Source organism: Dellaglioa sp. CoH-57-MRSF-20 (assembly GCF_056781955.1).
Genome location: NZ_JBXAXV010000007.1, coordinates 1 through 23,067, shown reverse-complemented (window position 1 = coordinate 23,067; position 23,067 = coordinate 1). Strand labels below are relative to the sequence as shown.

Here is a 23,067-nt window from a genome sequence, read left to right as displayed (position 1 = left end):
GATGAAGTGCTTAGTTGTGAGTGATAGTCATGGAGATCGTGATATATTAGAATCTATTTTAGTACATAATAAAAATCAAGTTGATGTATTTTTTCATTGTGGCGATTCAGAATTAGAAGCAAATGATCCGCTTTTTAATAAATTTGATGGTGTCCTAGGAAACATGGATTTTGATATGAATTTTCCAGAAGAATTAGTTGAAATTGTGAGCGGGGAAACTATCTATCTCTCTCACGGGCATCTGACTAACGTTAAAACAGGACTGTTCACACTTGAATTAAAAGCTAAGGCTAATCATGCTAAATTCGTATTTTTTGGACATACTCATGAATTAGGATGTGAGATGACTGACGATGGCGTATTAATTTTAAATCCTGGGAGCATTAGTCTTCCTAGAGGGATGTATCAAGGGATTGGTGGAACATATGCGATAGTAGAAGCAAACGAAAAAAATGTTCACGTCTCATATTTCACTAGACAGCATAAATTAATACCAGAATTAACTTGCGAGTTTAAACGTAAATAGCGAAAAAAAACCTCTAAACGAATTTTATCGTTTAGAGGTTTTTAAAATTTAAGCTAGCATAAAAAGTGATTTGTATAGGAAAACGGCACAAATGCCGGCTGCAATTGGTGCAACGACTGGGACCCAACTATAATCCCATTGTGAGTTACCTTTATTTTTAAGAGGTAATAGTTGATGTAGTAAACGTGGAGCAAGATCACGAGCTGGGTTTAGGGCTGGGCCAGTTGCGCCACCCAATGATGCAACTAATACAAGGACTAAGAAACCTAATCCGAGATGAGCTGTTCCGAGGTTATCGGAGAAAAATGGTGCTTTTGTAATACCAATGGCGCCAAATATCAAAATGAAAGTACCAACAAATTCATTAATAAAACCATTTAATTTACTTTGAGCGGCATCAATAGTTGAGAAAGTACCTAAAATACGTTCAGGATCAGTTGTTTGATCATAGTAAGGTTTGTAGGCTGCAACAACAATAGCTTGTCCAACGAATGCACCTAAAAATTGTACTGTCATGTAGGGAAGTACTTCACCCCATGGGAACAAACCAGAAAAAGCTAATCCTAAAGTGAAAGCTGGATTAATATGATTTGCTGAAATACTACCAAAGATTAAGGCGGGAATCATAACACCGAATCCATAACCGAAGGCGATTAAAGCCCAATCACTACCATGTCCTTTTGTATGCCCAAGTTCGACATTGGCCACCGAACCATTACCTAAAATAACCATAATTGCTGTACCAATAAATTCTGCAGCTAATCTTGTTGTTAATGTATAATCCATTGTATCCTCCTATTTTTGTTCGCAATATTTATTATGTTACCAATATTGCGAACAAATGTAAATATTTATTAATAATTGGCTCGATTTTTAAAAAAAATTAGTGTCTGCGTTCAATTTATTATAAAATAGGAGTTGTTCTAAAAGTTTGGAAGGAGGACCTATTGAATGATAGCTAAGTCTATTGAAAAAATGTTATCCGAAAACCAGGAACACTTTTTAATTCCAGCTGAAATTGTTGCTAATGTACAAGAAAATAACTTCCTGGATCACGCACTATTGGTTTTAACAAAAGTTCATTATGCTAAAATTCCCGTTTTAGATAATGATTATAAGTTTAAAGGATTGTTATCCTTGTCTATGATTACTGAGACAATGTTAGGATTAGATGAATTGGATGTCAGCCGATTACACGAAGTTCGTGTTAAAGATGTTATGGAAACTGATATTCCCACTATTCAAGATCCTTACGATATTGAGAATGTTTTGCACTTACTTGTGGACCATCCCTTTTTATCAGTTGTTTCTTCTGAGGGCAGTTTTACAGGTATCGTGACACGTCGTGAGCTTATGAAAAGTATGAATCATATTGCTCATGAATTTGAAAAAGAGTATATAGTTCAAGATATTGAAACTAAAGAAAGAAAATAAATAATATGAAATATTAGGAGAATGATGATGGCAAATTTAGATGCACACGAAATTATTAATTTTATTAGCACTTCAAAAAAGAAAACACCCGTTAAGGTATATATTAAAGGGGATTTAGTTGAAATCGATGTACCAGATACGATAGAAGACTACTTAAATGATAAAGCTGGCGTTTTATTTGGTGATTGGGCAGATATTGAACCTTTCCTAAATGAAAATTCAAAAATTGTAAGTTCTCATATTGAAAATGAAACTCGTAATTCAGCTGTTCCGTTATTAGATTTAAAAAAGATTAATGCACGTATTGAACCAGGTGCAGTTATTCGCGATCAAGTTTTAATTGGCGATAACGCTGTTATCATGATGGGCGCTATCATTAATATTGGTGCTGAAATTGGTAAGGGAACAATGATTGATATGGGTGCTGTTTTAGGTGGTCGTGCAATTGTTGGAGATAATTGTCATATTGGTGCTGGAACAGTACTTGCTGGGGTTGTCGAACCACCTTCAGCAACACCTGTTATTATTGAAGATGACGTTTTAATTGGTGGAAATGTTGTCGTGCTTGAAGGCGTTCGTGTTGGTAAAGGTGCCGTTGTTGGTGCTGGAGCTGTTGTTACTAAAGATGTTGCACCTTATACGGTAGTCGTAGGGATGCCCGCAAAAAAAGTTAAAGATATCGATGATAAAACAAAAGATAAAACAGAAATTTTAGCAGAGTTACGTAATATCTAGAAATAAATTGAAACGAGGGAACAGATAGAAATGAGTTTAACAACTGAAGAACTAATTAAAATCAGACGGGACTTACACCAAATTCCGGAAATTGGATTAGAAGAATTTGAAACTCAAGCCTATCTACTGAACTTAATTTCAAAATTTAATCAAAGTTTTATAGTAATTAAAACAGTTGAAACTGGTATTTTAGTTCGAGTAGTTGGTTCTATTGGCGGGTATACAATTGGATATCGGACTGATATTGACGGACTACCTGTTACTGAAAAGACAGGACTGCCATTTTCATCACGGAATGAAGGTAGAATGCATGCTTGTGGGCATGATATTCATATGACGGTTGCGCTCGGAATTCTAAATTACTTTTCTGAAAATCAACCAACAGTAAATATGACTTTTATCTTTCAACCAGCAGAAGAAAATGCCAGTGGTGGTAAGCGACTCTATGAGAGTGGATTATTAGATGAGTGGATGCCTGATGAAATTTATGCATTCCATGATAATCCACAATTACCTGCTGGAACAATTGGAACTCGATTAGGCACTTTGTTCGCAGGTACGTGTGAAATTCATGCACACCTAGCCGGAAAAAGTGGACATGCTGCATACCCACATCAGGCTAATGACATGGTAGTTGCTGGTGCACAGTTGGTCACGCAATTACAAACGATTATCAGTCGAAATGTCGATCCAATACAATCTGGAGTTGTTACGTTGGGTCAATTTACTGCTGGAACGACTGGTAATGTTATTGCTGGTGAAGCACAGATTAATGGAACAATTCGTGCGTTAACACAAGAAATGAATTTATTGATTCAAAAACGTGTTAAAACAATTTGTGAGGGTATCGCATTAATGTACGATTGCGAAGTAGAATTAAACCTCATTCAAGGTGGTTATCTACCTGTTGAAAATGATGATAGCAGGACTGAAAACTTTATTCGATTTATGAAAAACGATCCAGAAGTTTCATTTGTTGAAACACAACCTGCAATGACGGGAGAAGATTTTGGATTTTTATTGTCTAAAATACCTGGAACAATGTTTTGGTTGGGTGTAGATAGTCCTTACTCGCTACATTCTGAATTTTTGGCGCCTAAAGAAGCTGCAATTGATGCAGGTGTTCTTGCAATGGTCCATTTTTTGACAGATAGAGATCAACAAATAAGAAACTAAAAAATGACTCAATTATGATTTCATAATTGAGTCATTTTTTAGTTAAGTGAGATAGGTGAGTTTAAGACATGTATTTGAGCATCATTTAAAGCCGTTAGATAACCGGCAAGAAATGTCCGTTGAGTAGATGCCTGTTCACCATTTAAAGTGAACACAACGACTCTAAAGACCAAATTTCCTTTGCCAAGATCAACTAGACCTAAAATATTTGGTCCATCTTTAATTTCGGGATGAAGTGGGACTAACTTTTCATTAACGTTCTGTACAATATGGGTGATTTTATCCACATCGTCAGTGACATCAATTCGGATATCGATAACTGCTCGCATATTATTGCGAGATAAATTACTGACAATTGTGATATTTCTATTTGGGACAAAATGCAAAATACCATCATAGTCTTCAATTTGAGTCGTACGTAGGCCGACAGCCACGATAGGACCCTCAATTGAATCAATTCTAACGATATCTCCAACATCGAATTGTTGTTCTAAAAGAATAAAGAATCCAGTGACGACATCAGTTACGAATCCTTGTGCGCCAAGACCTAAAGCAACACTTAAGATTCCGGCACCTGCAATTAAGGTACCAACGGGAACACCGAGCACCGACAGAATAGCGTAAAGATAAAAAAATAACATAATATAGTGAAAAATATTTGATGTTAGTGAATTGATTGTTTCAACTCTATTTGTTGAATATCTATCGGATCCTCGATATTGATTAAATGTCCGACGAATGATTTTTTTTCCAATCCAATTTATAAGGATAAATAGAAAAGAAAAGAAAACAAGAGAAAAAACTAGTTCAACTAGGTTACTAATAATGGCATCCCAATCGATATGAGCTATGTAACGTGAAAGGAAAGTACTTTGTTTTGTAACGGTTTTTAGTAATGTCCCTAAAAGTAAATTGTCCTTTGTGAAATGCTCTAAAAAAAGATTGTTTAAAATGGCGATCACCCCTAAATTAATTTATTGATATCATCATAGCAAACATGTGGGCTAATGTGTAATTTAAATACAAAACTGTCGTATGTTATCAATTGCAGTTTTTAGGTTCGAATGCTATCCTATAAGTAGATTTTGAATTAATGTACGTAAGTAAATAGGAGGAATTATTATGACAGGTGGACAAATTGCAGGATTAATTGCCGCTGTTGCTTTCGCGGTCTTAGTCCTATTCATTATTTTCGTTCTTATGAGAATGATGAGAACACTCGGAGAAGTGAATAAAAGTATTTCATCTATTACCAGCGATGTTGATGGCTTATCAAATGAAGTTGAGAATATACTCGTAAAATCAAATATTTTATTAGACGATGTAAATGGTAAAGTAGCAACAATTGATCCTTTATTTCAGGCTGTTGCTGATTTGAGTGAAAGTGTGTCTGATTTGAATGATGCAAGTCGAGGATTAATGACACACGTTTCAGCGACGTCAAAGAGGGCTAAAGATTCTTCAGCTTTCATTAATGTTGGTAAAAAGGCATTTAGTTTTTATAAAAATAGAAAAGTTTAAAACAAGGAGGGGTTTGTTATGTCAAAAAAATTTTTATTAGGATTGGTAGTTACAGGTGGGGTTGCCGCGTATACAGCTTCTAAATTAATTTCTGAAAAAACGAAACAAGATATTAAAGAACATTTGGAAGAAAAAGCTTTAGATGTACGTGATCGCGTGTTAGAGTATAAGGCTTACGCTGAAGACGCTAGTATTGATTTAAAAGATAAAATGGTTGATTTTGATGAAATGAAAAATAATCTAAGTGATAAATTTTCTGAAAAAAGTGAATTATTAATGAGCCAGGATGCGTATGTTAATGCTAAAGATGCATTAATTAATGCAAAGAACGATTTGAAAAACAAATTAGCTATGGAATCAGACGATATATTTGAACAAATGACTGATTTAACAGATGAGTTTTCAGACTTAGCTGAAGAAGACATCTATGTTGATAGCAAGAGTGCTTTTGGCGAAGCTAAAGATGCTGATGCTGCAGAAGGCAAAGCTGAAACAATTTATCCAGATGGATGGACAGGCGAAAAATAAAAGTAAAATGAGTACCACAATTTTTAATGCGAACTATTTGAATTAATTAACTTTAAAATAATAGGTAACCACATGTTGTTCGAAAAGGAGTAGCATATGGTTACCTATTATTTTAGTTAAGACTCGTAGTTTATGGAATATTTAAAAATAAAAACCCCTAAAGTTTTCTAACTTTAGGGGTTTTTATTTTTATTAGTGTAGTTCAATTGTTTTTAATGTTTTTGGTGTAACTGTAAATGGTTCATTACCGTTTTCAGTTAGATAAATGCAGTCTTCAATACGAACGCCAGCAACGCCTGGAATGTAAATACCAGGTTCTATTGAGAAACACATACCTGGTTTAAGTTCCATTTTATTTCCTTCCATAATTGAAGGGAATTCATGTTCACTTTGTCCCATACCATGACCAAGGCGATGAATAAAGTAGTCACCATAACCAGCCTTGACGATGACATCACGAGCAATTTTATCTAAATCTTCCGCAATCATACCTGGTTTAGCAGCAGATTGCGCTTTTAATTGCGCTTCAAGACAAACTTTGTGAATTTCTAATGCTTTTTCATTTGGTTTACCGAATGCTACAGTACGACTAGCATCTGAAATATAACCATCTGAGATAACACCTAAATCAAATAATGTTAAAGCATTTGATTGGATAAGATCCTTTTTTGCAAATCCATGAGGTTCAGCGGCATTTTTTCCACTTTGAACAATAGTGTCAAAGCTCATATGCATGATTCCTTTTTTCATCATTGCATATTCAATTTCTGCAACAACATCTTGTTCAGTTCTGCCTTCTTGAAGAGCGTTAAAGCCAACTTCAAAAGCAACATCTGCCCATTTTCCAGCAATTTTTAATTTTTCAATTTCGTCTGGTGTTTTAATTACTTTAAGTGTTTCGATAAAGCTTGTTGCATCAGCTACAAATTCAGCACTTGGGAAGATACGACTAATAGCATCATATCTTTCAACTGTTAGGCTGCCTTTTTCAATAGCCCATTTCTTTGGTGAATTTTTACGTTTATTTATTTCACTTTGTATGATTGCGAAAGCATCTTCGTGATCAAGATAACCATAAACGGGATATTTCCAGCCGGTATCTTTGGCAGCTTCGACTTCAAGAGCGGGTGTGAATAAAAATGGGTCTTGATCAGGAAATACAAAGAGAGCTAAAACGCGCTCAATAGGATCACTTTCAAAACCGGTAAAATATTGAATACTCATTGGATCGTTGATATAAGCAATGTCAGTACCATTATTGGCAAGCCATTGTTGTAAAGATGCAATATGTGACATGAAATCTCTCCCTTTACAATAGTATACTGTATTATAGCATAAGTAAGACATAACAATTAAATATTGAAATTTTCATAACAATTAAAAATTGAAATTTTCATAATATAAAAATTATTTTCATGAAAATAAGGTAAAAACGCTTGCAATTGTCTTAAAAATTTGCTAAATTATTCTAGTGCTTGAAAACGGAATGAAAACTTGATATTTAAGTAATGAGAGGAAATAATACTAATGGATAAACAAACAATTACAATTTATGACGTAGCAAGAGAAGCAGCTGTTTCAATGGCAACTGTTTCACGTGTGGTTAACGGTAACCCTAACGTTAAACCTGCAACAAGAAAAAAAGTTTTGGAAGTTATTGATCGACTTGATTACAGACCTAATGCTGTTGCTAGAGGATTGGCAAGTAAGAAAACGACAACAGTTGGGGTTATTATTCCCGATGTAACTAATATTTACTTTTCATCATTAGCTCGTGGAATTGATGATGTTGCAACAATGTATAAATATAATATTATTTTAGCTAACTCTGATCAAAATGGTCAAAAAGAAGTGCAAGTATTAAATACATTATTAGCTAAACAAGTTGATGGTATTATTTTTATGGGAAATCAAATTACTGATGAATTACGTGCTGAACTTAAGAGAAGTCGTACACCAGTTGTCCTTTCAGGTTCAGTTGATCCTACTGGAGAATTAGGTAGTGTTAATATTGATTATATTGCAGCTGTAATGGAATCAGTAACGGATCTAATTAATAATGGCAATAAACGTATTGCATTTGTTTCAGGTTCAATGGATGAACCCATTAATGGCGAATACCGACTAAAAGGCTATAAATTAGCTCTTGAAAAAGCCGGAATAAAATTTGATCAAGACTTAATTTTTGAAACAGATTATTCATATCGAGCTGGCGAAACCTTATGGCCAGCAATTTCTTCAAGTCATGCAACTGCTGCTTTTGTTGGTGATGATGAATTAGCTGTTGGTGTTTTGAATGGTGCTCGAGATGCTGGTTTGAGTGTACCCGAAGATTTTGAAATTATTACAAGTAATGATTCAAAATTGACTGAGATTGTTAGACCCAAATTATCTTCAATAACACAACCTTTATACGATTTAGGGGCTGTATCTATGAGATTATTAACAAAATTAATGGATAAAGAAGAAGTTAGTGAAAAAACAATCCAATTACCATATGGCTTAATTAAGCGTTCTTCAACAAAATAATATAATAAAAAACTTGGTTTTCTAAATTATATTTGGAAAATCAAGTTTTTATTATACTTGGATGGGAAATTTTATGAAAAATAAAAATAATATTTACTTTGTTTTAGCCTTATTAATTATTGTAATTCTGTTTATTAGTTCTTCGGAAACGTACAAGCAGCAGACATCTATTCCTTTTTTAGAAAAGTATTTAGCTGGTAAACCATTTGAAAGTATGTTGTCACATATTTCATTTAGTTATGCTGGAGCAGATGAAAGTTTTAACCATGTTGGTTATTTTAAATTAGTTGAGTTTTTCATCCGTAAAACTGCTCATTTTATGACATATTTCTTTATGGCTAGCTTCATATTCTTGGGAGTGAAAAATAAAATTAAGTATTGGCGTTACAGTGGGCTTATTGCAGTTGCTTGTGCAGCGCTATATGCAGGACTTGATGAAATTCACCAAAGTTTTACAGGTGGCAGAACGCCCTTAATCCAAGATGTTTTACTTGATACAATTGGTGCAACAACAGGTGTAATTTTGACGATATTAATTTTAATGTACTATCGGCACAAAAAAGCTAAAGAAAACTAGTTCAGTCCTATTCTCGTGAAGAAGGTTGATATTAAGCTATTATTTTGATATCATAATAAACGGTTAAAAGTAAAAATTCAGAAACATTTCGGAAAGAGGTAGGGAATTATGTCAGGACATTCAAAATGGAATAACATCCAAGGTCGTAAAAATGCACAAGATGCTAAACGTGGTAAAATTTTCCAAAAATTATCGAGAGAAATTTACATGGCTGCAAAAAGTGGTGGTCCTGATCCCGATTCGAACCCCTCATTACGTTTGATGCTTGATAAAGCTAAAGCTGCAAATATGCCAAAAGATAATATTAAACGTGCTATTGATAAAGCGTCTGGTTCAGAAGGTGCAGATTATGAAGAAATTACATATGAAGGCTATGCACCTGGTGGCGTTGCCATCTTAGTTCATACCTTGACGGATAATCGTAATCGGACTGCTTCAGAAGTTCGTATTGCATTTACACGTAATGGTGGAAATTTAGGAGAAACAGGTTCAGTTAATTACATGTTTGATCGTAAAGGTTACATCGTTATTTCTCGTGAAGAATTAGATACTGATGAAGATGCTATGTTTGAAGATGTTATTGATGCTGGTGCTGAGGATTTGAAAACATCAGAAGAATTATTTGAAATCTATACAGATTCAAAAGATTTACCAGATGTACGTGCTTCATTAGAAGCAAAGGGATACAAATTAGATACATTTGAATTAGTAATGATTCCTCAAAATCTAGTACCAGTACCGGAAGATAAAATTGAACAATTCCATCATATGATTGATGCATTGGAAGAAAATGATGATGTTTCAGAAGTGTTCCATGCTGGTGATATTGCAGACGAAGATTAAGATACTCTCTATAATAAAGAGATAAGTCATCTTAAAAAGTTAGAAATTAATTAAATATAAAAATATGAAAAGCCAAAATTAAATGTTTTGGCTTTTTTTGCGTACTTAAATATATGGAAAGGAGGGATATTGAGATGATTGAAACAGAAATACAAGAAATGATTAAAATATGTGTTAAAAACAGAGCAAGTGATATGTATATAATTCCAAGTGCCAAGGGATGCTTAGTTAAGTATCGAACGTTGAATAACTATCATAGCCTTAATGTATATTCAGAAAAAAAGATGATACAAATGAATAATTTTCTTAAATTTAAGGCAAATATGATTCTGAGCGAAACTAGGCGGCCGCAGTTTGGGACTTTTCAATGGCAGATAGAACATAAAAAGGTAAATTGCCGAATTTCGAGTGTTGGCGATTTTTTAGGTAGAGAATCGATTGTTATACGATTTATTTATTCGAATACCGATGTACCGTTACTTCAACTTTTACCAAATCAATTTCAGCAGTTGATAAATGCATGTGGGTCCAGTGGGCTAATTTTATTCTCAGGTCCAATGGGTTCAGGTAAGACAACGACAATGTACCAACTGGCTGAAATGATTCAGAATCAAAGAACAATATTAACTATTGAGGATCCAGTTGAAATTCAAAATCCTAATTTTATTCAATTACAGGTTAATGATAAAGCAAACATGACATATGCGGAATTATTAAAAGTTGGATTGAGGCACCATCCTGATATTTTTATTATCGGTGAAATCAGGGATGAAGTCACTGCCAATGCTGCAATTAAAGCTGCAATGAGTGGTCATTTAATTTTAAGTACCGTACATGCAAGAAATGCAGTAGGAACAATTAAACGACTTGAAAATCTTGGCGTTAGTCGAGATGATCTCAATAGAACGCTACAGGCAGTAAGTTATCAGCGATTAATTGAAACAACGAAAGGTGGAAGCGGTGTACTATTTGATATATTAACAGGTCAAAAGTTAGAGTCTGTTCTTGAAGGAACATTTAATCAAAAAATAGCTTTAGAAAGGTGGCATGATAACCTTGATCAATGTATTAAGAAAAATATTATTACAATTGAAACAGCAAATAATTTTAAATAGAAGAAAATGGTCAATTCAAAAACAAAGTGAATTTTTCGAAGTCTTGGCAGACTTATTAGATTCGGGATTTTCGCTCAGGCAATCTTTAACAACGGCGACTAAATTATTTCCAGTTGGGAAAATAGATATTCAAAAAATTGAATCCAAGTTAAGAAGTGGTGAACCCTTCTCAACAGGTATCAAGCCGTATATTTCAAAAAGTTCGTATTATCAAATTACGATTTCTGAAAAATATGGCGGATTAAATAAAAGTATTAAACAACTCGGAAAATTGATGACGGTTAGAGTAAAACAAAAGAAACAGTTAAAGCAACTCATGCAATACCCAATGATTCTGATGGGATTACTGGTTGTCTTATATATCGGAATCCAACAATTTATTTTGCCTGAAATAAATTATAGTCAGTTAGGTGCGTCATCAAATTCTAACTTTAAAATGATTTTAATGAAGAGTATTATCTCTGTCGTAATTAGTCTATTTATCGGATATATCATAAAAATTATCATTCGTGTTTCAAAACAAAGTACGATGAACAGGCATGTTTGGTATTGTCAGGTCCCCATAGTAGGTAAAATTTATCGGGATTATTGTCATTATTATTTAACATTTAATTTGGGTCTGCTTTTAGCAAGTGGTTTAAATTTGAATAAAATATGTGATTATTTAAATCAATTTGATCAAAAATCTTTACTATATCAGTTAGGTAAACAGTTAACGAATCATTTTGAAAATGGTGGGAGTACAAAACAAATGATCGATAAAAGTCCTTTATTTCCTAATGAGATAACGACATTTCTCGCAAAAGGTAATACGTTAGATGTGATGAGCCAAGAATTATTAATGTATTCGGAATTAACTTATCGTAAATTTGAGTCATCTGTCGAAAGAATCATGATTTATGTACAGCCAGTTGCATTCATAATTGTAGCGGCCTGTATTGTTGGGTTGTATTTAACAATATTATTACCTATGTATCAAACTATGGAGGAAATTCAATGAAAAAAAATAGAAAAAAATTAAAAGCATTTACGCTTGTTGAAATGCTATGTGTCTTATTTATTATCTCACTTCTAATGTTGATTATATTACCTAACATTGGACATCAAAGAGCAGGTGCTAAACGGGTTAATGATGAAGCGTTAGTTAGCGTCGTCCAAACGCAGGTTGATTTGTATGAAAATGAAACGCATAATAAATCGATAAATTTTGCTGATTTAGTTTCGGAAAAATATTTAACTGAAAAGCAAGAAAAGGAAGCAAAAGATAATCATATTATTATCTCGAATAATGTTGTTAAAACAGAAAACTAAATTTAAAGCATTTAGTTTATTTGAAATGCTTATTTCGTTGGCAATTACTAGTATTTGTGGTCTATTGCTAATGGGGCCAATGGATCAAGTACTTGCGATATCTAAAGAAAAACAATTTTGGCAAAATTTTGAACAACTTTGGCAAAGTGCAGTGGTAGAGGCACCGATGAATCGGATGCCTAATAGTATTAATTTTAATGATGATAAAATGACCATTATTAATGGCAATAGTAAAATTAAATTAGACTATCCGAAGACTGTGACAGTTAAAAATAGAGTAACGATAAAAATAAATAAAAGTGGGCAAATCACTGGTAAAACAGTTAATTTTAAATCCACATTACCAAATAGAAATCAAAAAATAGTATTTCAAATTGGGTGGGGTCAATTTATTAGAAAGGATGTCGAATAACGTGCGTAAAATGTCAGGAATTGTGTTAGCTGACGCTATTATGACTTTAACTATTGTCGCATCAGGTTTTGGATTATATGTACAGACCAATCACACATTACAGAAACAAGAAGATTATTGGAATCATAAAACAACAACTACAAGAAATCTGAAAGAAATCAGTAAATTATTAGTCATTCATCCGACAAGTAAATTATCAAAAATAGTTGATGGCGAATTACAATGTGCTACTATGTCTGAAATTCGAATTAAGTCTGAAAATGATTTAACAAGTATTAAATTGCAATGAAAAGTTTTTCTTTGTTAGAAACTATTATTGCATTAGGTATATTTATCATCTCTCTTAGTCTAATGACAACATGTTGGCACTTATGTACAAATGAACACCAAGAAATTAGCGGAGATAGAGATTTTTCGTTACAGCAATGTATCGGATTATTGGAGTCAGATCACTTAGATTTGAAGATAATAGATGTTGGTCAATATACAATTTCATTAAAAAATAATAAGACAGGAGCTCGCTACTATCTTAGTCAGCATAATGAAATGATACAGTTTATTGGATTTTCAGGAGGTCATATACCAATTTTATATCATGTGAAATCATTTTCGGTGGCATACGATGAACCAATTCTATTTTTAAAAATCAAACAAGAACACCAAAATAAGACTTTAAAATTGGTAATACCTATGGAAAAAAAGGATTAAGATGCGAAAAATCAAATTATTAAACGGACATTTAGTTGTATCAGCCATATTTTGTTTAATGTTATTAATTGGTTTGTTATTGGGACAACTGATATATTTCCAAGCAAAATTCACTAGTTATCAGAAAATATGCCAATATAATCAAGCAGAAACTATGAAAAACATGACTATTTTAAATCAAAAAGCAAAAAATCTAAAAGAAAAATATACTTATAATTATGGTGTTGTTGAATATCAAAAAGGAGCCTATCAGGTTATTTTGAAGAATGGTAATCGATATTCTTTTTCAGAAAAATGATAAAAAAGAAACTTAACTTGAATTGAGAATTAAAAATCGTTAAACTGAAACGAGCAAATAAATTCAAGGAGTGATTTTATGTCATTAGAAGAAATAGAAATGAACTTTAATCAGATTAATGAAACAATTGATATTTTACAAAAAAGTTTAGAAATCACTTATTTGGACGCATTTATTGAGACTAGCAATAATTTGTTAGATAATAAATCTGTACACGTAGAAGATGGATTACCAAGTGAGCAAGATGTAAAAATTTTGAATCAGATTTATAAAAAAATGAATTTGAATGCCTTATCGTCAGAAGATGTACGTAAAGTTGTACAGTTAGTTTTATTGAAGGCAACAAGACAAGAAAGTATTCAACCTAATCATCAAATAACACCAGATACAATTGGATTTTTAGTTGCATTTGTATTAGAAAAATTAATAAGTACAAAAAAATCGTTTAGTTTATTGGACATTACAGTGGGATCAGGGAACTTACTGACGACGATTTTGAATCAAATGGCTGCTGATAAGTTTGAGATTTCAAAAGCATACGGGATTGATAATGATGATACAATGTTATCAATTGCAGGGTTAAGTGGACAATTACAACACTTAAATTTAGAATTATTTCACCAAGATGCGGTTGATGACCTAATTGTAAAAAAATCTGATGTTGTTATTGCTGATTTACCAATTGGTTATTACCCTCTAGATGAAAGAGTTACCCATTTTGCTACACATGCAACTGAAGGTCATTCATATGTACATCATTTATTAATAGAACAATCAATCAAATACTTAAATGATGGCGGTTTTGGCATATACCTTGTTCCTACTGGTTTATTTGAAACAGAGGAAGCAAAAAAATTACTCGTTTACATTCAATCAAATGCATATCTTCAAGGTATGCTCAATTTACCTGTGGAATTATTTAGTTCAGCTAATTCACGTAAATCTATTTTGATTTTACAGAAACATGGCGAAGGTAGTAAACAAGTTGATGAAGTACTATTAGGTGATTTCCCATCACTAAAGGGTGAAGAACTATTTCAGAGCTTTGTTAAAACGTTAGATAAGTGGATAAAGGCCAACTTTAATAATAAGTAAAGTGACTCATATTTTGAGTCGCTTTTTTTATTTAATTATAAAAAGAATAATTTCTTTAGAAATTAACATGTGTCATGTATAATCTACTTAATTACTATAGAGGGAGTTTGATATTAATGGCAGAAAAAAGTTCAGAAGATCAGCATGTTAGAGGATTAAAAAGTCGACATGTTCAATTAATTGCAATTGGTGGAACAATTGGGACTGGTTTATTCTTGGGAGCAGGTCAATCTATTCATTTGGCTGGGCCATCTATTTTATTGGCATATATTATTACCGGAATTGCATGTTTTCTTTTAATGCGTTCGTTAGGTGAATTACTGTTATCGAATGTGAATGCACATTCATTTATTGATTTTATTTATGAATATCTAGGTGAAAAGGTTGGATTTGTTGCTGGATGGACATATTGGGTCTGTTGGGTAACAATTGCAATGACAGAAATTACCGCAGTCGGGTTATATATGAAATTTTGGTTTCCTAACTTGCCGCAATGGATTCCTGGTATGGTTATGCTCCTTATTCTTTTAGGAATAAATTTAGTTACAGTGGGATTATTCGGTGAAACAGAATTTTGGTTTGCACTCATTAAAATTATTGCCATTATTGTGTTGATATGTATTGGCGTGTATATGGTAGTGGTAAACTTTAAAACTTCAGCTGGGCATGCCAGTTTGACGAATTTAGTAAGTCACGGTGGATTTTTCCCCCAAGGAATTAAAGGATTTATTTTGTCATTTCAAATGGTACTGTTTAGTTTTGTCGGTATTGAAATGGTAGGATTAACAGCTGCAGAAACTGAAAACCCAACAAAGGTTATCCCAGAAGCAATTAATGAAATACCCTTAAGAATTATTTTGTTTTATGTAGGATCATTATTGGCAATTATGGCGATTTATCCTTGGAATATGATTTCGGAATCACAAAGTCCATTTGTTCAAGTATTTGAAAATATAGGGATAAAATCAGCAGCCAGCATTATTAATATTGTTGTAATTACAGCTGCAGCCTCAGCTTGTAATGGGTCTTTATTTAGTACAGGTAGAATGTTGTTCTCGCTTAATTATAATAAAAAAAATAAATTTTCTAAAAAAATTAGTAAGTTATCACATAATCAAGTACCTGCATTTGCATTACAATTTTCGACTCTTGTGATTGCAATTTCAGTCGTACTGAATATGTTTATGGCTGAATCGGTATTTACATTTATTTCAAGTATTGCAACGACTTGTTTCTTGTTCATTTGGGGAGCAATTGTAATTGCACATTTGAAGTATAGACGAAAAATAAAACTAGAAAAAACAGAATCAATGCTAGTATTTAAAATGCCTTTCTTTCCTGTTACAAATTATTTAATTCTATTATTTCTAACTTTTGTAGGTATTGTGCTATGCTTAAAACCTGATACATTAATTGCGCTGATTGCTTCAATTGGTTGGTTAATTGTACTCTATGTTATTAAAAGTGTTCAAATGAAGATGGAAAATTAAATTTTTGCTGAAAAGACCACGTGTGAGGGTCTTTTTTTGTATACTTAGGGCACAAATTAAAAGTAATTGTTGAAAATATTGTTTGATTTTGCTTCTAAAAACATTACAATTTAATAGTTAATTTCAGCGCGAGCAATACTATTTTCTGCATGCTATTTTTTGTAAAGGGTCATATAAATTCACTTGGACACGGTAAGCAGTATAATATAGGATATAGTATAACTAATAATGTTGAACCCACCTATTAGGAATTTGATGGTTAGAAAAGAACTTTAGGACAACCATAATAATATAGTTAGTGAAAAGAAAGTCAGTAAATAATCAAAATAAGGTGGATATAAACTAATGGAAAAAATAACGATTTTACATACAAATGATATTCATTCACATTTAGAAAATTGGCCTAAAATTAGGCGATTTTTACAATCTGAAAAAATAAAGCTTGAAAAACAAAATCAAACTGTTTTAACTTTTGATATTGGAGATGCAATTGATCGTGTGCACCCGTTGTCGGAAGCTACAAATGGCAAAGCCAATATTGAATTAATGAATACTGTAGCATATGATGCAGCGACAATTGGTAACAATGAAGGTATTGGTAATTCGCGAAGCCAATTACAACATTTATATGATAATGCAAAATTCGACATTATCCTTGATAACGTGGTAGATGGAGAAGTTAATAATCGTCCTGCATGGGCCAAAGAATATAAAATAATGGAAACTGCAGCTGGAACTAAAATTGGAATAATTGCCTTGACAGCACCATTTCCAATGACGTATGAGATGAATGGTTGGGAATCTAATCAAATTGATACCGTTTTACCTTCACTTTTAAAAAAAATAGCAGGTAAAGTAGATGTTATTATTTTGTTATCACATTTAGGTTTACCTGTAGATAGAAAAGTAGCTGCAAAGTATCCTCAGATAGATATTGTATTAGGAAGCCACACACATCATTTATTGAAATCCGGTGAAAAAGTTAATGAATCATTATTGGCCGCAGCTGGTAAGTGGGGGATGTACGTGGGCGAAGTAGCGATTGAACTTGAAAATCATAAAATTAGAAAAGAAGTTGCTAAAGTAATTGAAACAGAAAGTTTAGCAGAAGTTATAAGTGACCAAGACGAAATAGCAGAATATAGATTACGCGGAGAAAAAATTTTAACATCTGAAGTTGTTGCAAAATTGCCTGAAGATTTAGAAGCATCATGGACTAAAAATTCAGCATTAATGCAGACATCATTGAAAGCCATCGAAGCGGGTACAAAAACGGATATTGCAATGTTAAATGGTGGATTATTTTTGAAAAATTTACAAAAAGGATTTGTAACAAAAAATGACCTGCATCAAACACTGCCACACCCAATGCGGGTTATTACTGCTAAATTAACTGGTTATAATCTATGGCGATTAGTACAAGAAATTAAAAAGAATAGTTCATTTCTTAAGAAATTCCCAATTAAAGGGATGGGTTTTAGAGGCCAATTATTTGGTGAAGTAGTGATTGATGGACTGGTAGAACAAGAAAATGGGGACCTTATATATCATAACGAAAAAATTGACTTGGATGCATATTATACTATTGCAACAGTTGATCATTTTATGTATATACCGTTTTTTCCAACCATAGAAATAACCGGAGAAATTTCGATAAATGGCAAGAAATTTTTAAGAGATTACGTTGGGGACTATTTAAAACTAGAATTTTCTGTATAATGAAGTATGACTAAAGTTGTAAAAGGAGGTTTGAGATTTGAATCAAGCACAGAAAGAAAAGAGAGAACAGCAACTTGCAATAAAAGCAGAAAAAATTAAAGCTTATGCTAGTGATGTTGTTCGACAGAGTGAAACCCGAGTACTAATCGATAACCGTCCATATGATCTTGTTTCCAATTATAGAGATGGTTTTGAAATTGAAAAATTAACGGAACGATTTAGCCAAATTTTAACGAAATATGATTATATTGTTGGAGACTGGGGATATGATCAACTTCGATTAAGAGGTTTTTATAAAACCGAGAATAAAAAGGCATATCGGTCACAATGTATCGATACTCTTGAAGATTATTTATATGAATATTGTAATTTTGGATGTTCTTATTTTGTGTTGCACAATTTGGAAATTCAAAAACCTGAACCAATTTCTAATCCTAAAGAACGTAAAAAAACAGTTAAACCAGTTGGTAAGAAAAGAAAACCTGTAGTAAGGGCGCACACAACTGAAAAAAAATATCAAATAAAAAATAAAAAAACTAAAGTACCATTAAACAAGTCTAAACCAGTAAAACCACAAAAAAATAATTTAAAAACGGCAACAAAACGAACAAAGAAACACGAATTTGTAATTAGGCAAAAAGATAAAGCATAATTAAATAGGCAAGGTGATAATAATGGCATATAAAGGTTATATGATTGATTTAGATGGTACAATCTATCGAGGAAAAGAAAAAATTGCGGCAGCAAAACGATTTATCGAGTCTCTACAAGCAAGAAATATTGCATTTTTATTTGTGACTAATAATACGACTAAAATACCAGCTGATGTTGTCAATAATTTAGCAAATAATTTTGATATACATGTAACTGAGAAAGAAGTCTATACGGCGGCACTTGCAACTGCAGATTATCTAGATGCGTTAAACCCTGATAAAAGAAGTGTTTATATTATTGGTGAAAACGGATTAAAGAAAGCAATTATGGATAAAAAATTTATTATTGAGGAAACGACGCCTGATTATGTTGTTGTTGGGTTAGATTCCGATGTTACGTATCATAAATTTGAAATGGCAACTTTAGCAATCAAACGTGGTGCTAAATTTATTGGAACAAATGCTGATACTAATATTCCGAATGAACGTGGACTACTTCCTGGTGCTGGATCGCTGGTAAGGATGGTTGAATGTACAACACAACAAGAAGCTACTTATATTGGTAAACCTGAAACTATCATCATGGAAAAAGCCCTATCAAGACTTGGCTTGAAGAAAAGTGAAGTTGTGATGGTTGGAGATAACTACATGACAGATATTAAAGCCGGAATTAACTTTGGGGTTGATACAATGTTAGTCTATACGGGCGTTTCAACAAAAAACTTAGTGGCATCTAAAAAAGTTCAACCAACTATTCAATTGGATTCACTTGATGATTGGGACTTTGATAATGATAGAGCGCGTTAAAAAAATGGGACAGTGGCTAAGTTTATATCTAGCGATTGTCTCTTTTTCTATTATATTGGTAATTAATAGTACGTTTGTTTATAAAATTTTTATCAAGCAATCACATTTGAATAAAATTGTTGGGTTAAACCAATCAGAATTAATGTCTGATTATAATAATTTATTAGACTATTTTAACTATCCTTGGGTAAATAAAGTAAAAATGATATTGCCTTCATCATATAATGGGATGCAACATTATCATGATGTTAAACAATTGGTGCAGTTTAATTATGGTTGTTTTTTAATTTTAGGATTTATTGCAATAATATTTATTGGTCAATTAACAAAACAAAAGGAATTATGGAAATTGGTAAGACCTTTTCAGATGGCTATTACTGTTCCTTTTCTTAGTGTATTTTTACTTTTCTTTAATTTTGATCATTATTTTATACTATTTCATGAGCTCGTGTTTAGAAATAATGATTGGATATTTAATCCTAAACTAGATCCAATCATTTTGGCATTACCAGAAAATTTTTTTATGATTTGTTTTCTAATGGTCTTTTGTCTAATTGAGATGTTCTTTTTAGTTGGTATTTACTTTGGTAAGAGAGAAATTAAACGTAGTAATTAAAAAAACGAGACACCAGTGAAAATGGCGTCTCGTTTTTTTATTAGATTAAGATAGAAAGGGTGGGATATTAATAGCTAGTTATTTACTTAATTTTGACTTAATACCACTAAATACAGCTGGAATTAAGGAAATTAGTATGATTCCCAATACGACTAAAGAAAAATGTTCCTGTACGATTGCAATGTTTCCAAAGAAAAATCCAGCAGAACAACAAATGGTGACCCATGCAAATCCGCCAATTAGACTAAAGCGTAAGAAGCGAGAGTACTTAAATCCGCTACCACCAACGATGAAGGGAGCAAGCGTACGAATAATAGGCATGAATCTTGCTAAAATAATTGCGGGTCCACCATGTTTATTGAAAAATTGTTCTGTTTTATCGAGACTATCTTTGCTAATCATTTTATTAAATAATGAATGATCTGAAATTGAGTTCCCTACTTTTTTTCCAATAAAGAAATTTAGTGAGTCTCCCATGTACGCTGCAGCAAGAAAGAGGATTACAAATATCCAAATATTCAAATGATAAATTGAATTTGCTGCTAGAGCACTAGCTGCAAATAAAAGTGAATCACCAGGTAGGAAAGGTAAAATAACCGCTCCAGTTTCTATGAAGATAATAAAAAATAAGATAAGATAGGTCCAATTTCCAAAGTTGTTCACAATACTAATCAAGTGTGTGTCTATATGTAAAACAAAATCTATAAAAAAGTTTATGACAGACATAATATTAAATACCCCTTAAGTTCTATTTTTTTAATAATGTGGATTCATTAGTTGCGTACTATGAATAGTTCGATTAATATTTGGGTTTATAAAATTTAGGGCACTAGTTACGGCAGTCGGTGCTTCACCAAATCCTGAAGCAATTAGTGCTATTTTACCAGGGTATGAAACAATATCTCCTGCGGCAAAAACACCGGGAATGGAAGTTGCCATTTCAGAATTTACCGAGATTAGTTTCTTATCCATATTTATACCCCAAGCATTAATAATTTTATTATCGGATAAGTAGCCATAATTCACAAGTAAATTATCAACAATTATCGTTTTATTAAGATTATTTTTAGAATGTTTTAGCAAAATTTCAAGGCGACCATTCTTTTTAGAAAGTGATTGTATCGAAAAGGGAGTTTCAAATATAGTATCAGTTTTTTTGAGTTTTGTGACATTGTACTCTAGAGCTCTAAAGTTATCTCGACGGTGAATCATATGAATTTGTTTTGTAATGTTCGATAGCTCATTTGCCCAATCGATAGCAGAATCACCACCGCCAGCAATAGCAATTTGTTTATGAGAAAATTTAGAAAGGTCACTAATATTGTAAAATAATGATTCATTCTCGAATGTTGCTGAATTAGCAATATTTAATTTACGTGGCTGAAAAGAACCAATTCCAGCCGTAATAATAATTGTTCTACTATATGTAACCCGTTTAGAAGTTTGAATCCTAAAAATATCATTCTCTTTTTCGAAATTTAAGACGGTCTCATTTAATTTAACGTCAAAGTCAAATTGGTGAGCTTGCCTTGAAAGTTCCTTAATTAGATGTTCACCTGATATGCCAGTGAATCCAGCTATATCATATATTTTTTTCGTTGGATATAATGTACCAACTTGTCCACCAATGTCGGGAAGACTTTCAATAACTTGAGTTTTAGCTTGGCGCATGTGCGCATAAGTTGAAGTAAATAGTCCGATGGGTCCGGCACCAATGATAGTAATATCAAATATTTCATTTGTTGTCATAACAGTCTCCTAGCATTCCATTTAATAGCATTATAATAGTATAACGCATAAAAAATATAAAGTAATAGTAAAATAGAGTGAAATTGGGTACAATGGAATCAATAAAGTTTGAATAGGAGGAACATAGTTATGACATACCCACAATTAGACTTAGAACATGTAGTTGGACCAAAAGTTAAAATGATTACGAATTACGGTGATATAACGATTCAATTATTTCCAGAACAAGCACCTAAGACGGTAGAAAATTTCATTGGACTTTCAGAAAATGGATACTACAAAGACGTTATTTTTCATCGAGTGATTTCTGATTTTATGGTTCAATCTGGTGATCCAACAGGATCTGGAATGGGTGGTGAAAGTATTTGGGGTAAATCGTTTGCAGATGAATTTTCTTCTGAACTTTTTAACTTAAGAGGTGCTTTATCGATGGCTAATTCTGGACCATCAACAAATGGTAGTCAATTTTTTATTGTCCAAAATTCGAATGTTCCTGAACAGATGATTGGACAATTAAAGGATGCAAATTATCCTGAAGAGGTAGTCGTAGAATATAAAAAAGGTGGAACTCCTTGGTTAGATTTTCATCATACAGTATTTGGACAAGTTGTTAGTGGAATGGACATTGTTGATAAAATTGCGGGTGCAAAAACAGCTATGCAAGATAAACCAGTTGAACCAATTGTAATTGAAGATATGATAGTAACAAAATAAAGAGGATGAAAGTCCTTTTTATTTTGGCCGTTTTTACCGAAAGATTGAGGAGTATAAATGAAATATAGAATTGGACAAATTATTGTAGGAACTATAACAGGTATTCAATCATATGGTGCTTTTGTAACAATTGCGGATGGAGTTCAAGGCTTAATCCATATTTCGGAATGCCATAACGGTTATGTGGATAACATATTGAATTATTTAAAAATAAATGAAAAAATTACGGTTAGGATTATTGATATTGATGAATATAACAGTAAAATGAGTTTTTCAATTAGAAATTTTACTAAACAAAATAGTAATCTTAAAAGTACAGGTATTAAAATAAAACATAAATATTATTGGACAAATAGGTCTATAGATACAGGGTTTAAAGCAATAGATGATAAAATGGATTTTTGGATAAGCCAACAATTAAGAGATATTCACAGAAATAGACTTGACCAAGAAAAAGAAAGCTGATATATTTAATAAGTGCTATTGAGGCGATAATGAATATCGCAAATAA

General features: G+C 32.4%; 29 protein-coding genes. 24 read left to right on the top strand and 5 right to left on the bottom strand.

From position 1 onward, the window contains the following. Position 1: 1 nt before the first annotated feature. Positions 2 to 526 (top strand): YfcE family phosphodiesterase, encoded by a 525-nt coding sequence (locus tag AC1RPN_RS07145; protein WP_481762414.1) that lies wholly within the window; start codon positions 2 to 4, stop codon positions 524 to 526. Positions 527 to 574: 48 nt separating this feature from the next. On the opposite strand, the gene AC1RPN_RS07140 is transcribed toward AC1RPN_RS07145, so the two are convergent. Further along, on the bottom strand, positions 575 to 1,312 hold the full coding sequence (locus AC1RPN_RS07140; protein WP_409022771.1) for an MIP/aquaporin family protein: 738 nt from the start codon (positions 1,310 to 1,312) through the stop codon (positions 575 to 577). Between the two features lie 165 nt (positions 1,313 to 1,477). Between AC1RPN_RS07140 and cbpB the strand changes: the two genes are divergently transcribed. The 3 genes from cbpB to AC1RPN_RS07125 are packed head-to-tail and all read left to right on the top strand — an operon-like array spanning position 1,478 to position 3,871. Beyond that, the gene (gene cbpB, locus AC1RPN_RS07135) at positions 1,478 to 1,960 is read left to right on the top strand and encodes a cyclic-di-AMP-binding protein CbpB (RefSeq protein ID WP_481761827.1); all 483 of its coding nucleotides are present in this window, start codon (positions 1,478 to 1,480) and stop codon (positions 1,958 to 1,960) included. 27 nt (positions 1,961 to 1,987) lie between these two features. After that, positions 1,988 to 2,695 carry a 2,3,4,5-tetrahydropyridine-2,6-dicarboxylate N-acetyltransferase gene (gene dapD, locus AC1RPN_RS07130; RefSeq protein ID WP_481761826.1) on the top strand — a complete coding sequence of 236 codons (708 nt, stop codon included), beginning with the start codon at positions 1,988 to 1,990 and terminating at the stop codon, positions 2,693 to 2,695. Positions 2,696 to 2,725: 30 nt separating this feature from the next. Then, positions 2,726 to 3,871 carry an N-acetyldiaminopimelate deacetylase gene (locus AC1RPN_RS07125; protein WP_481761825.1) on the top strand — a complete coding sequence of 382 codons (1,146 nt, stop codon included), beginning with the start codon at positions 2,726 to 2,728 and terminating at the stop codon, positions 3,869 to 3,871. Positions 3,872 to 3,909: 38 nt separating this feature from the next. On the opposite strand, the gene AC1RPN_RS07120 is transcribed toward AC1RPN_RS07125, so the two are convergent. After that, positions 3,910 to 4,830 carry a mechanosensitive ion channel family protein gene (locus tag AC1RPN_RS07120; protein WP_481761862.1) on the bottom strand — a complete coding sequence of 307 codons (921 nt, stop codon included), beginning with the start codon at positions 4,828 to 4,830 and terminating at the stop codon, positions 3,910 to 3,912. Positions 4,831 to 4,993: 163 nt separating this feature from the next. Between AC1RPN_RS07120 and AC1RPN_RS07115 the strand changes: the two genes are divergently transcribed. Both AC1RPN_RS07115 and AC1RPN_RS07110 read left to right on the top strand, forming a co-directional pair. Next, positions 4,994 to 5,392, top strand: a complete 399-nt coding sequence (locus AC1RPN_RS07115) for a DUF948 domain-containing protein (RefSeq protein WP_481761824.1) — start codon at positions 4,994 to 4,996, stop codon at positions 5,390 to 5,392. 18 nt (positions 5,393 to 5,410) lie between these two features. After that, the gene (locus AC1RPN_RS07110) at positions 5,411 to 5,920 is read left to right on the top strand and encodes a hypothetical protein (protein WP_409022765.1); all 510 of its coding nucleotides are present in this window, start codon (positions 5,411 to 5,413) and stop codon (positions 5,918 to 5,920) included. A gap of 192 nt (positions 5,921 to 6,112) precedes the next feature. Here AC1RPN_RS07110 and AC1RPN_RS07105 read toward each other — a convergent pair whose 3' ends face one another. Beyond that, the gene (locus tag AC1RPN_RS07105) at positions 6,113 to 7,216 is read right to left on the bottom strand and encodes a M24 family metallopeptidase (RefSeq protein ID WP_481761823.1); all 1,104 of its coding nucleotides are present in this window, start codon (positions 7,214 to 7,216) and stop codon (positions 6,113 to 6,115) included. Between the two features lie 231 nt (positions 7,217 to 7,447). Here AC1RPN_RS07105 and ccpA point away from each other — a divergent pair, with 231 nt between their 5' ends. The 16 genes from ccpA to AC1RPN_RS07025 all read left to right on the top strand — a co-directional run bounded on the left by ccpA (position 7,448) and on the right by AC1RPN_RS07025 (position 20,093). Continuing rightward, the gene (gene ccpA / locus AC1RPN_RS07100; RefSeq protein ID WP_409022763.1) at positions 7,448 to 8,449 is read left to right on the top strand and encodes a catabolite control protein A; all 1,002 of its coding nucleotides are present in this window, start codon (positions 7,448 to 7,450) and stop codon (positions 8,447 to 8,449) included. Positions 8,450 to 8,522: 73 nt separating this feature from the next. Beyond that, the gene (locus AC1RPN_RS07095; protein ID WP_481761822.1) at positions 8,523 to 9,026 is read left to right on the top strand and encodes a VanZ family protein; all 504 of its coding nucleotides are present in this window, start codon (positions 8,523 to 8,525) and stop codon (positions 9,024 to 9,026) included. A gap of 108 nt (positions 9,027 to 9,134) precedes the next feature. Then, positions 9,135 to 9,869: a YebC/PmpR family DNA-binding transcriptional regulator gene (locus tag AC1RPN_RS07090; protein WP_481761821.1), complete on the top strand. Its 735-nt coding sequence runs from the start codon at positions 9,135 to 9,137 to the stop codon at positions 9,867 to 9,869. Positions 9,870 to 10,003: 134 nt separating this feature from the next. Continuing rightward, a complete protein-coding gene (comGA, locus tag AC1RPN_RS07085; RefSeq protein ID WP_481761820.1) occupies positions 10,004 to 10,984 on the top strand; it encodes a competence type IV pilus ATPase ComGA in 981 nt (326 codons plus the stop codon). Beyond that, positions 10,926 to 11,984, top strand: coding sequence for a competence type IV pilus assembly protein ComGB (gene comGB / locus AC1RPN_RS07080; protein WP_481761819.1), 1,059 nt, complete (start codon positions 10,926 to 10,928; stop codon positions 11,982 to 11,984). Before comGA ends, comGB begins: the two co-directional genes overlap by 59 nt. Further along, positions 11,981 to 12,295, top strand: a complete 315-nt coding sequence (comGC, locus tag AC1RPN_RS07075) for a competence type IV pilus major pilin ComGC (protein ID WP_409022758.1) — start codon at positions 11,981 to 11,983, stop codon at positions 12,293 to 12,295. The genes comGB and comGC overlap by 4 nt, the downstream gene beginning before the upstream one ends. After that, positions 12,273 to 12,707, top strand: a complete 435-nt coding sequence (locus AC1RPN_RS07070; protein WP_409022757.1) for a prepilin-type N-terminal cleavage/methylation domain-containing protein — start codon at positions 12,273 to 12,275, stop codon at positions 12,705 to 12,707. The genes comGC and AC1RPN_RS07070 overlap by 23 nt, the downstream gene beginning before the upstream one ends. Position 12,708: 1 nt before the next feature. Next, positions 12,709 to 12,996, top strand: coding sequence for a hypothetical protein (locus AC1RPN_RS07065; protein ID WP_409022756.1), 288 nt, complete (start codon positions 12,709 to 12,711; stop codon positions 12,994 to 12,996). A gap of 11 nt (positions 12,997 to 13,007) precedes the next feature. Beyond that, positions 13,008 to 13,415 (top strand): competence type IV pilus minor pilin ComGF, encoded by a 408-nt coding sequence (locus tag AC1RPN_RS07060; RefSeq protein ID WP_481762194.1) that lies wholly within the window; start codon positions 13,008 to 13,010, stop codon positions 13,413 to 13,415. A 1-nt stretch (position 13,416) separates the two neighbouring features. Beyond that, positions 13,417 to 13,713 (top strand): hypothetical protein, encoded by a 297-nt coding sequence (locus AC1RPN_RS07055; protein WP_481761816.1) that lies wholly within the window; start codon positions 13,417 to 13,419, stop codon positions 13,711 to 13,713. A gap of 78 nt (positions 13,714 to 13,791) precedes the next feature. Further along, positions 13,792 to 14,808 (top strand): class I SAM-dependent methyltransferase, encoded by a 1,017-nt coding sequence (locus AC1RPN_RS07050; protein ID WP_481761815.1) that lies wholly within the window; start codon positions 13,792 to 13,794, stop codon positions 14,806 to 14,808. A 116-nt stretch (positions 14,809 to 14,924) separates the two neighbouring features. Then, complete coding sequence (locus tag AC1RPN_RS07045) at positions 14,925 to 16,298, top strand: amino acid permease (RefSeq protein WP_481761814.1); 1,374 nt, start codon at positions 14,925 to 14,927, stop codon at positions 16,296 to 16,298. A gap of 345 nt (positions 16,299 to 16,643) precedes the next feature. After that, positions 16,644 to 18,017: a bifunctional metallophosphatase/5'-nucleotidase gene (locus AC1RPN_RS07040; RefSeq protein ID WP_481761813.1), complete on the top strand. Its 1,374-nt coding sequence runs from the start codon at positions 16,644 to 16,646 to the stop codon at positions 18,015 to 18,017. Positions 18,018 to 18,054: 37 nt separating this feature from the next. Beyond that, positions 18,055 to 18,669 (top strand): YutD family protein, encoded by a 615-nt coding sequence (locus tag AC1RPN_RS07035; protein WP_481761812.1) that lies wholly within the window; start codon positions 18,055 to 18,057, stop codon positions 18,667 to 18,669. A 22-nt stretch (positions 18,670 to 18,691) separates the two neighbouring features. Next, positions 18,692 to 19,477, top strand: a complete 786-nt coding sequence (locus tag AC1RPN_RS07030; protein ID WP_481761811.1) for a TIGR01457 family HAD-type hydrolase — start codon at positions 18,692 to 18,694, stop codon at positions 19,475 to 19,477. Further along, positions 19,461 to 20,093, top strand: coding sequence for a TIGR01906 family membrane protein (locus tag AC1RPN_RS07025; protein WP_481762413.1), 633 nt, complete (start codon positions 19,461 to 19,463; stop codon positions 20,091 to 20,093). The genes AC1RPN_RS07030 and AC1RPN_RS07025 overlap by 17 nt, the downstream gene beginning before the upstream one ends. A gap of 78 nt (positions 20,094 to 20,171) precedes the next feature. Here AC1RPN_RS07025 and AC1RPN_RS07020 read toward each other — a convergent pair whose 3' ends face one another. Continuing rightward, positions 20,172 to 20,810: a VTT domain-containing protein gene (locus AC1RPN_RS07020; RefSeq protein ID WP_481761861.1), complete on the bottom strand. Its 639-nt coding sequence runs from the start codon at positions 20,808 to 20,810 to the stop codon at positions 20,172 to 20,174. 39 nt (positions 20,811 to 20,849) lie between these two features. Then, complete coding sequence (locus AC1RPN_RS07015; RefSeq protein ID WP_481761809.1) at positions 20,850 to 21,842, bottom strand: NAD(P)/FAD-dependent oxidoreductase; 993 nt, start codon at positions 21,840 to 21,842, stop codon at positions 20,850 to 20,852. A gap of 129 nt (positions 21,843 to 21,971) precedes the next feature. Here AC1RPN_RS07015 and AC1RPN_RS07010 point away from each other — a divergent pair, with 129 nt between their 5' ends. Together AC1RPN_RS07010 and AC1RPN_RS07005 are read left to right on the top strand one after the other, a co-directional pair. Beyond that, a complete protein-coding gene (locus AC1RPN_RS07010; protein WP_481761808.1) occupies positions 21,972 to 22,556 on the top strand; it encodes a peptidylprolyl isomerase in 585 nt (194 codons plus the stop codon). A 57-nt stretch (positions 22,557 to 22,613) separates the two neighbouring features. Then, positions 22,614 to 23,021: a CvfD/Ygs/GSP13 family RNA-binding post-transcriptional regulator gene (locus AC1RPN_RS07005; protein ID WP_481761807.1), complete on the top strand. Its 408-nt coding sequence runs from the start codon at positions 22,614 to 22,616 to the stop codon at positions 23,019 to 23,021. Positions 23,022 to 23,067 lie beyond the last annotated feature (46 nt).

Excerpts from the sequence above, each read along its gene's own strand:
- AC1RPN_RS07105 (WP_481761823.1), bottom strand. The coding sequence starts at position 7,216 with ATGTCACATATTGCATCTTTACAACAATGGCTTGCCAATAATGGTACT.
- AC1RPN_RS07030 (WP_481761811.1), top strand. The coding sequence starts at position 18,692 with ATGGCATATAAAGGTTATATGATTGATTTAGATGGTACAATCTATCGA.
- ccpA (WP_409022763.1), top strand. The coding sequence starts at position 7,448 with ATGGATAAACAAACAATTACAATTTATGACGTAGCAAGAGAAGCAGCT.
- AC1RPN_RS07040 (WP_481761813.1), top strand. The coding sequence starts at position 16,644 with ATGGAAAAAATAACGATTTTACATACAAATGATATTCATTCACATTTA.
- AC1RPN_RS07055 (WP_481761816.1), top strand. The coding sequence starts at position 13,417 with ATGCGAAAAATCAAATTATTAAACGGACATTTAGTTGTATCAGCCATA.
- comGA (WP_481761820.1), top strand. The coding sequence starts at position 10,004 with ATGATTGAAACAGAAATACAAGAAATGATTAAAATATGTGTTAAAAAC.
- AC1RPN_RS07010 (WP_481761808.1), top strand. The coding sequence starts at position 21,972 with ATGACATACCCACAATTAGACTTAGAACATGTAGTTGGACCAAAAGTT.
- AC1RPN_RS07145 (WP_481762414.1), top strand. The coding sequence starts at position 2 with ATGAAGTGCTTAGTTGTGAGTGATAGTCATGGAGATCGTGATATATTA.
- AC1RPN_RS07045 (WP_481761814.1), top strand. The coding sequence starts at position 14,925 with ATGGCAGAAAAAAGTTCAGAAGATCAGCATGTTAGAGGATTAAAAAGT.
- AC1RPN_RS07050 (WP_481761815.1), top strand. The coding sequence starts at position 13,792 with ATGTCATTAGAAGAAATAGAAATGAACTTTAATCAGATTAATGAAACA.
- AC1RPN_RS07140 (WP_409022771.1), bottom strand. The coding sequence starts at position 1,312 with ATGGATTATACATTAACAACAAGATTAGCTGCAGAATTTATTGGTACA.
- dapD (WP_481761826.1), top strand. The coding sequence starts at position 1,988 with ATGGCAAATTTAGATGCACACGAAATTATTAATTTTATTAGCACTTCA.
- AC1RPN_RS07025 (WP_481762413.1), top strand. The coding sequence starts at position 19,461 with ATGATAGAGCGCGTTAAAAAAATGGGACAGTGGCTAAGTTTATATCTA.
- cbpB (WP_481761827.1), top strand. The coding sequence starts at position 1,478 with ATGATAGCTAAGTCTATTGAAAAAATGTTATCCGAAAACCAGGAACAC.
- AC1RPN_RS07125 (WP_481761825.1), top strand. The coding sequence starts at position 2,726 with ATGAGTTTAACAACTGAAGAACTAATTAAAATCAGACGGGACTTACAC.
- AC1RPN_RS07110 (WP_409022765.1), top strand. The coding sequence starts at position 5,411 with ATGTCAAAAAAATTTTTATTAGGATTGGTAGTTACAGGTGGGGTTGCC.
- AC1RPN_RS07070 (WP_409022757.1), top strand. The coding sequence starts at position 12,273 with ATGTTGTTAAAACAGAAAACTAAATTTAAAGCATTTAGTTTATTTGAA.
- AC1RPN_RS07005 (WP_481761807.1), top strand. The coding sequence starts at position 22,614 with ATGAAATATAGAATTGGACAAATTATTGTAGGAACTATAACAGGTATT.
- AC1RPN_RS07115 (WP_481761824.1), top strand. The coding sequence starts at position 4,994 with ATGACAGGTGGACAAATTGCAGGATTAATTGCCGCTGTTGCTTTCGCG.
- AC1RPN_RS07015 (WP_481761809.1), bottom strand. The coding sequence starts at position 21,842 with ATGACAACAAATGAAATATTTGATATTACTATCATTGGTGCCGGACCC.
- comGC (WP_409022758.1), top strand. The coding sequence starts at position 11,981 with ATGAAAAAAAATAGAAAAAAATTAAAAGCATTTACGCTTGTTGAAATG.
- AC1RPN_RS07095 (WP_481761822.1), top strand. The coding sequence starts at position 8,523 with ATGAAAAATAAAAATAATATTTACTTTGTTTTAGCCTTATTAATTATT.
- AC1RPN_RS07090 (WP_481761821.1), top strand. The coding sequence starts at position 9,135 with ATGTCAGGACATTCAAAATGGAATAACATCCAAGGTCGTAAAAATGCA.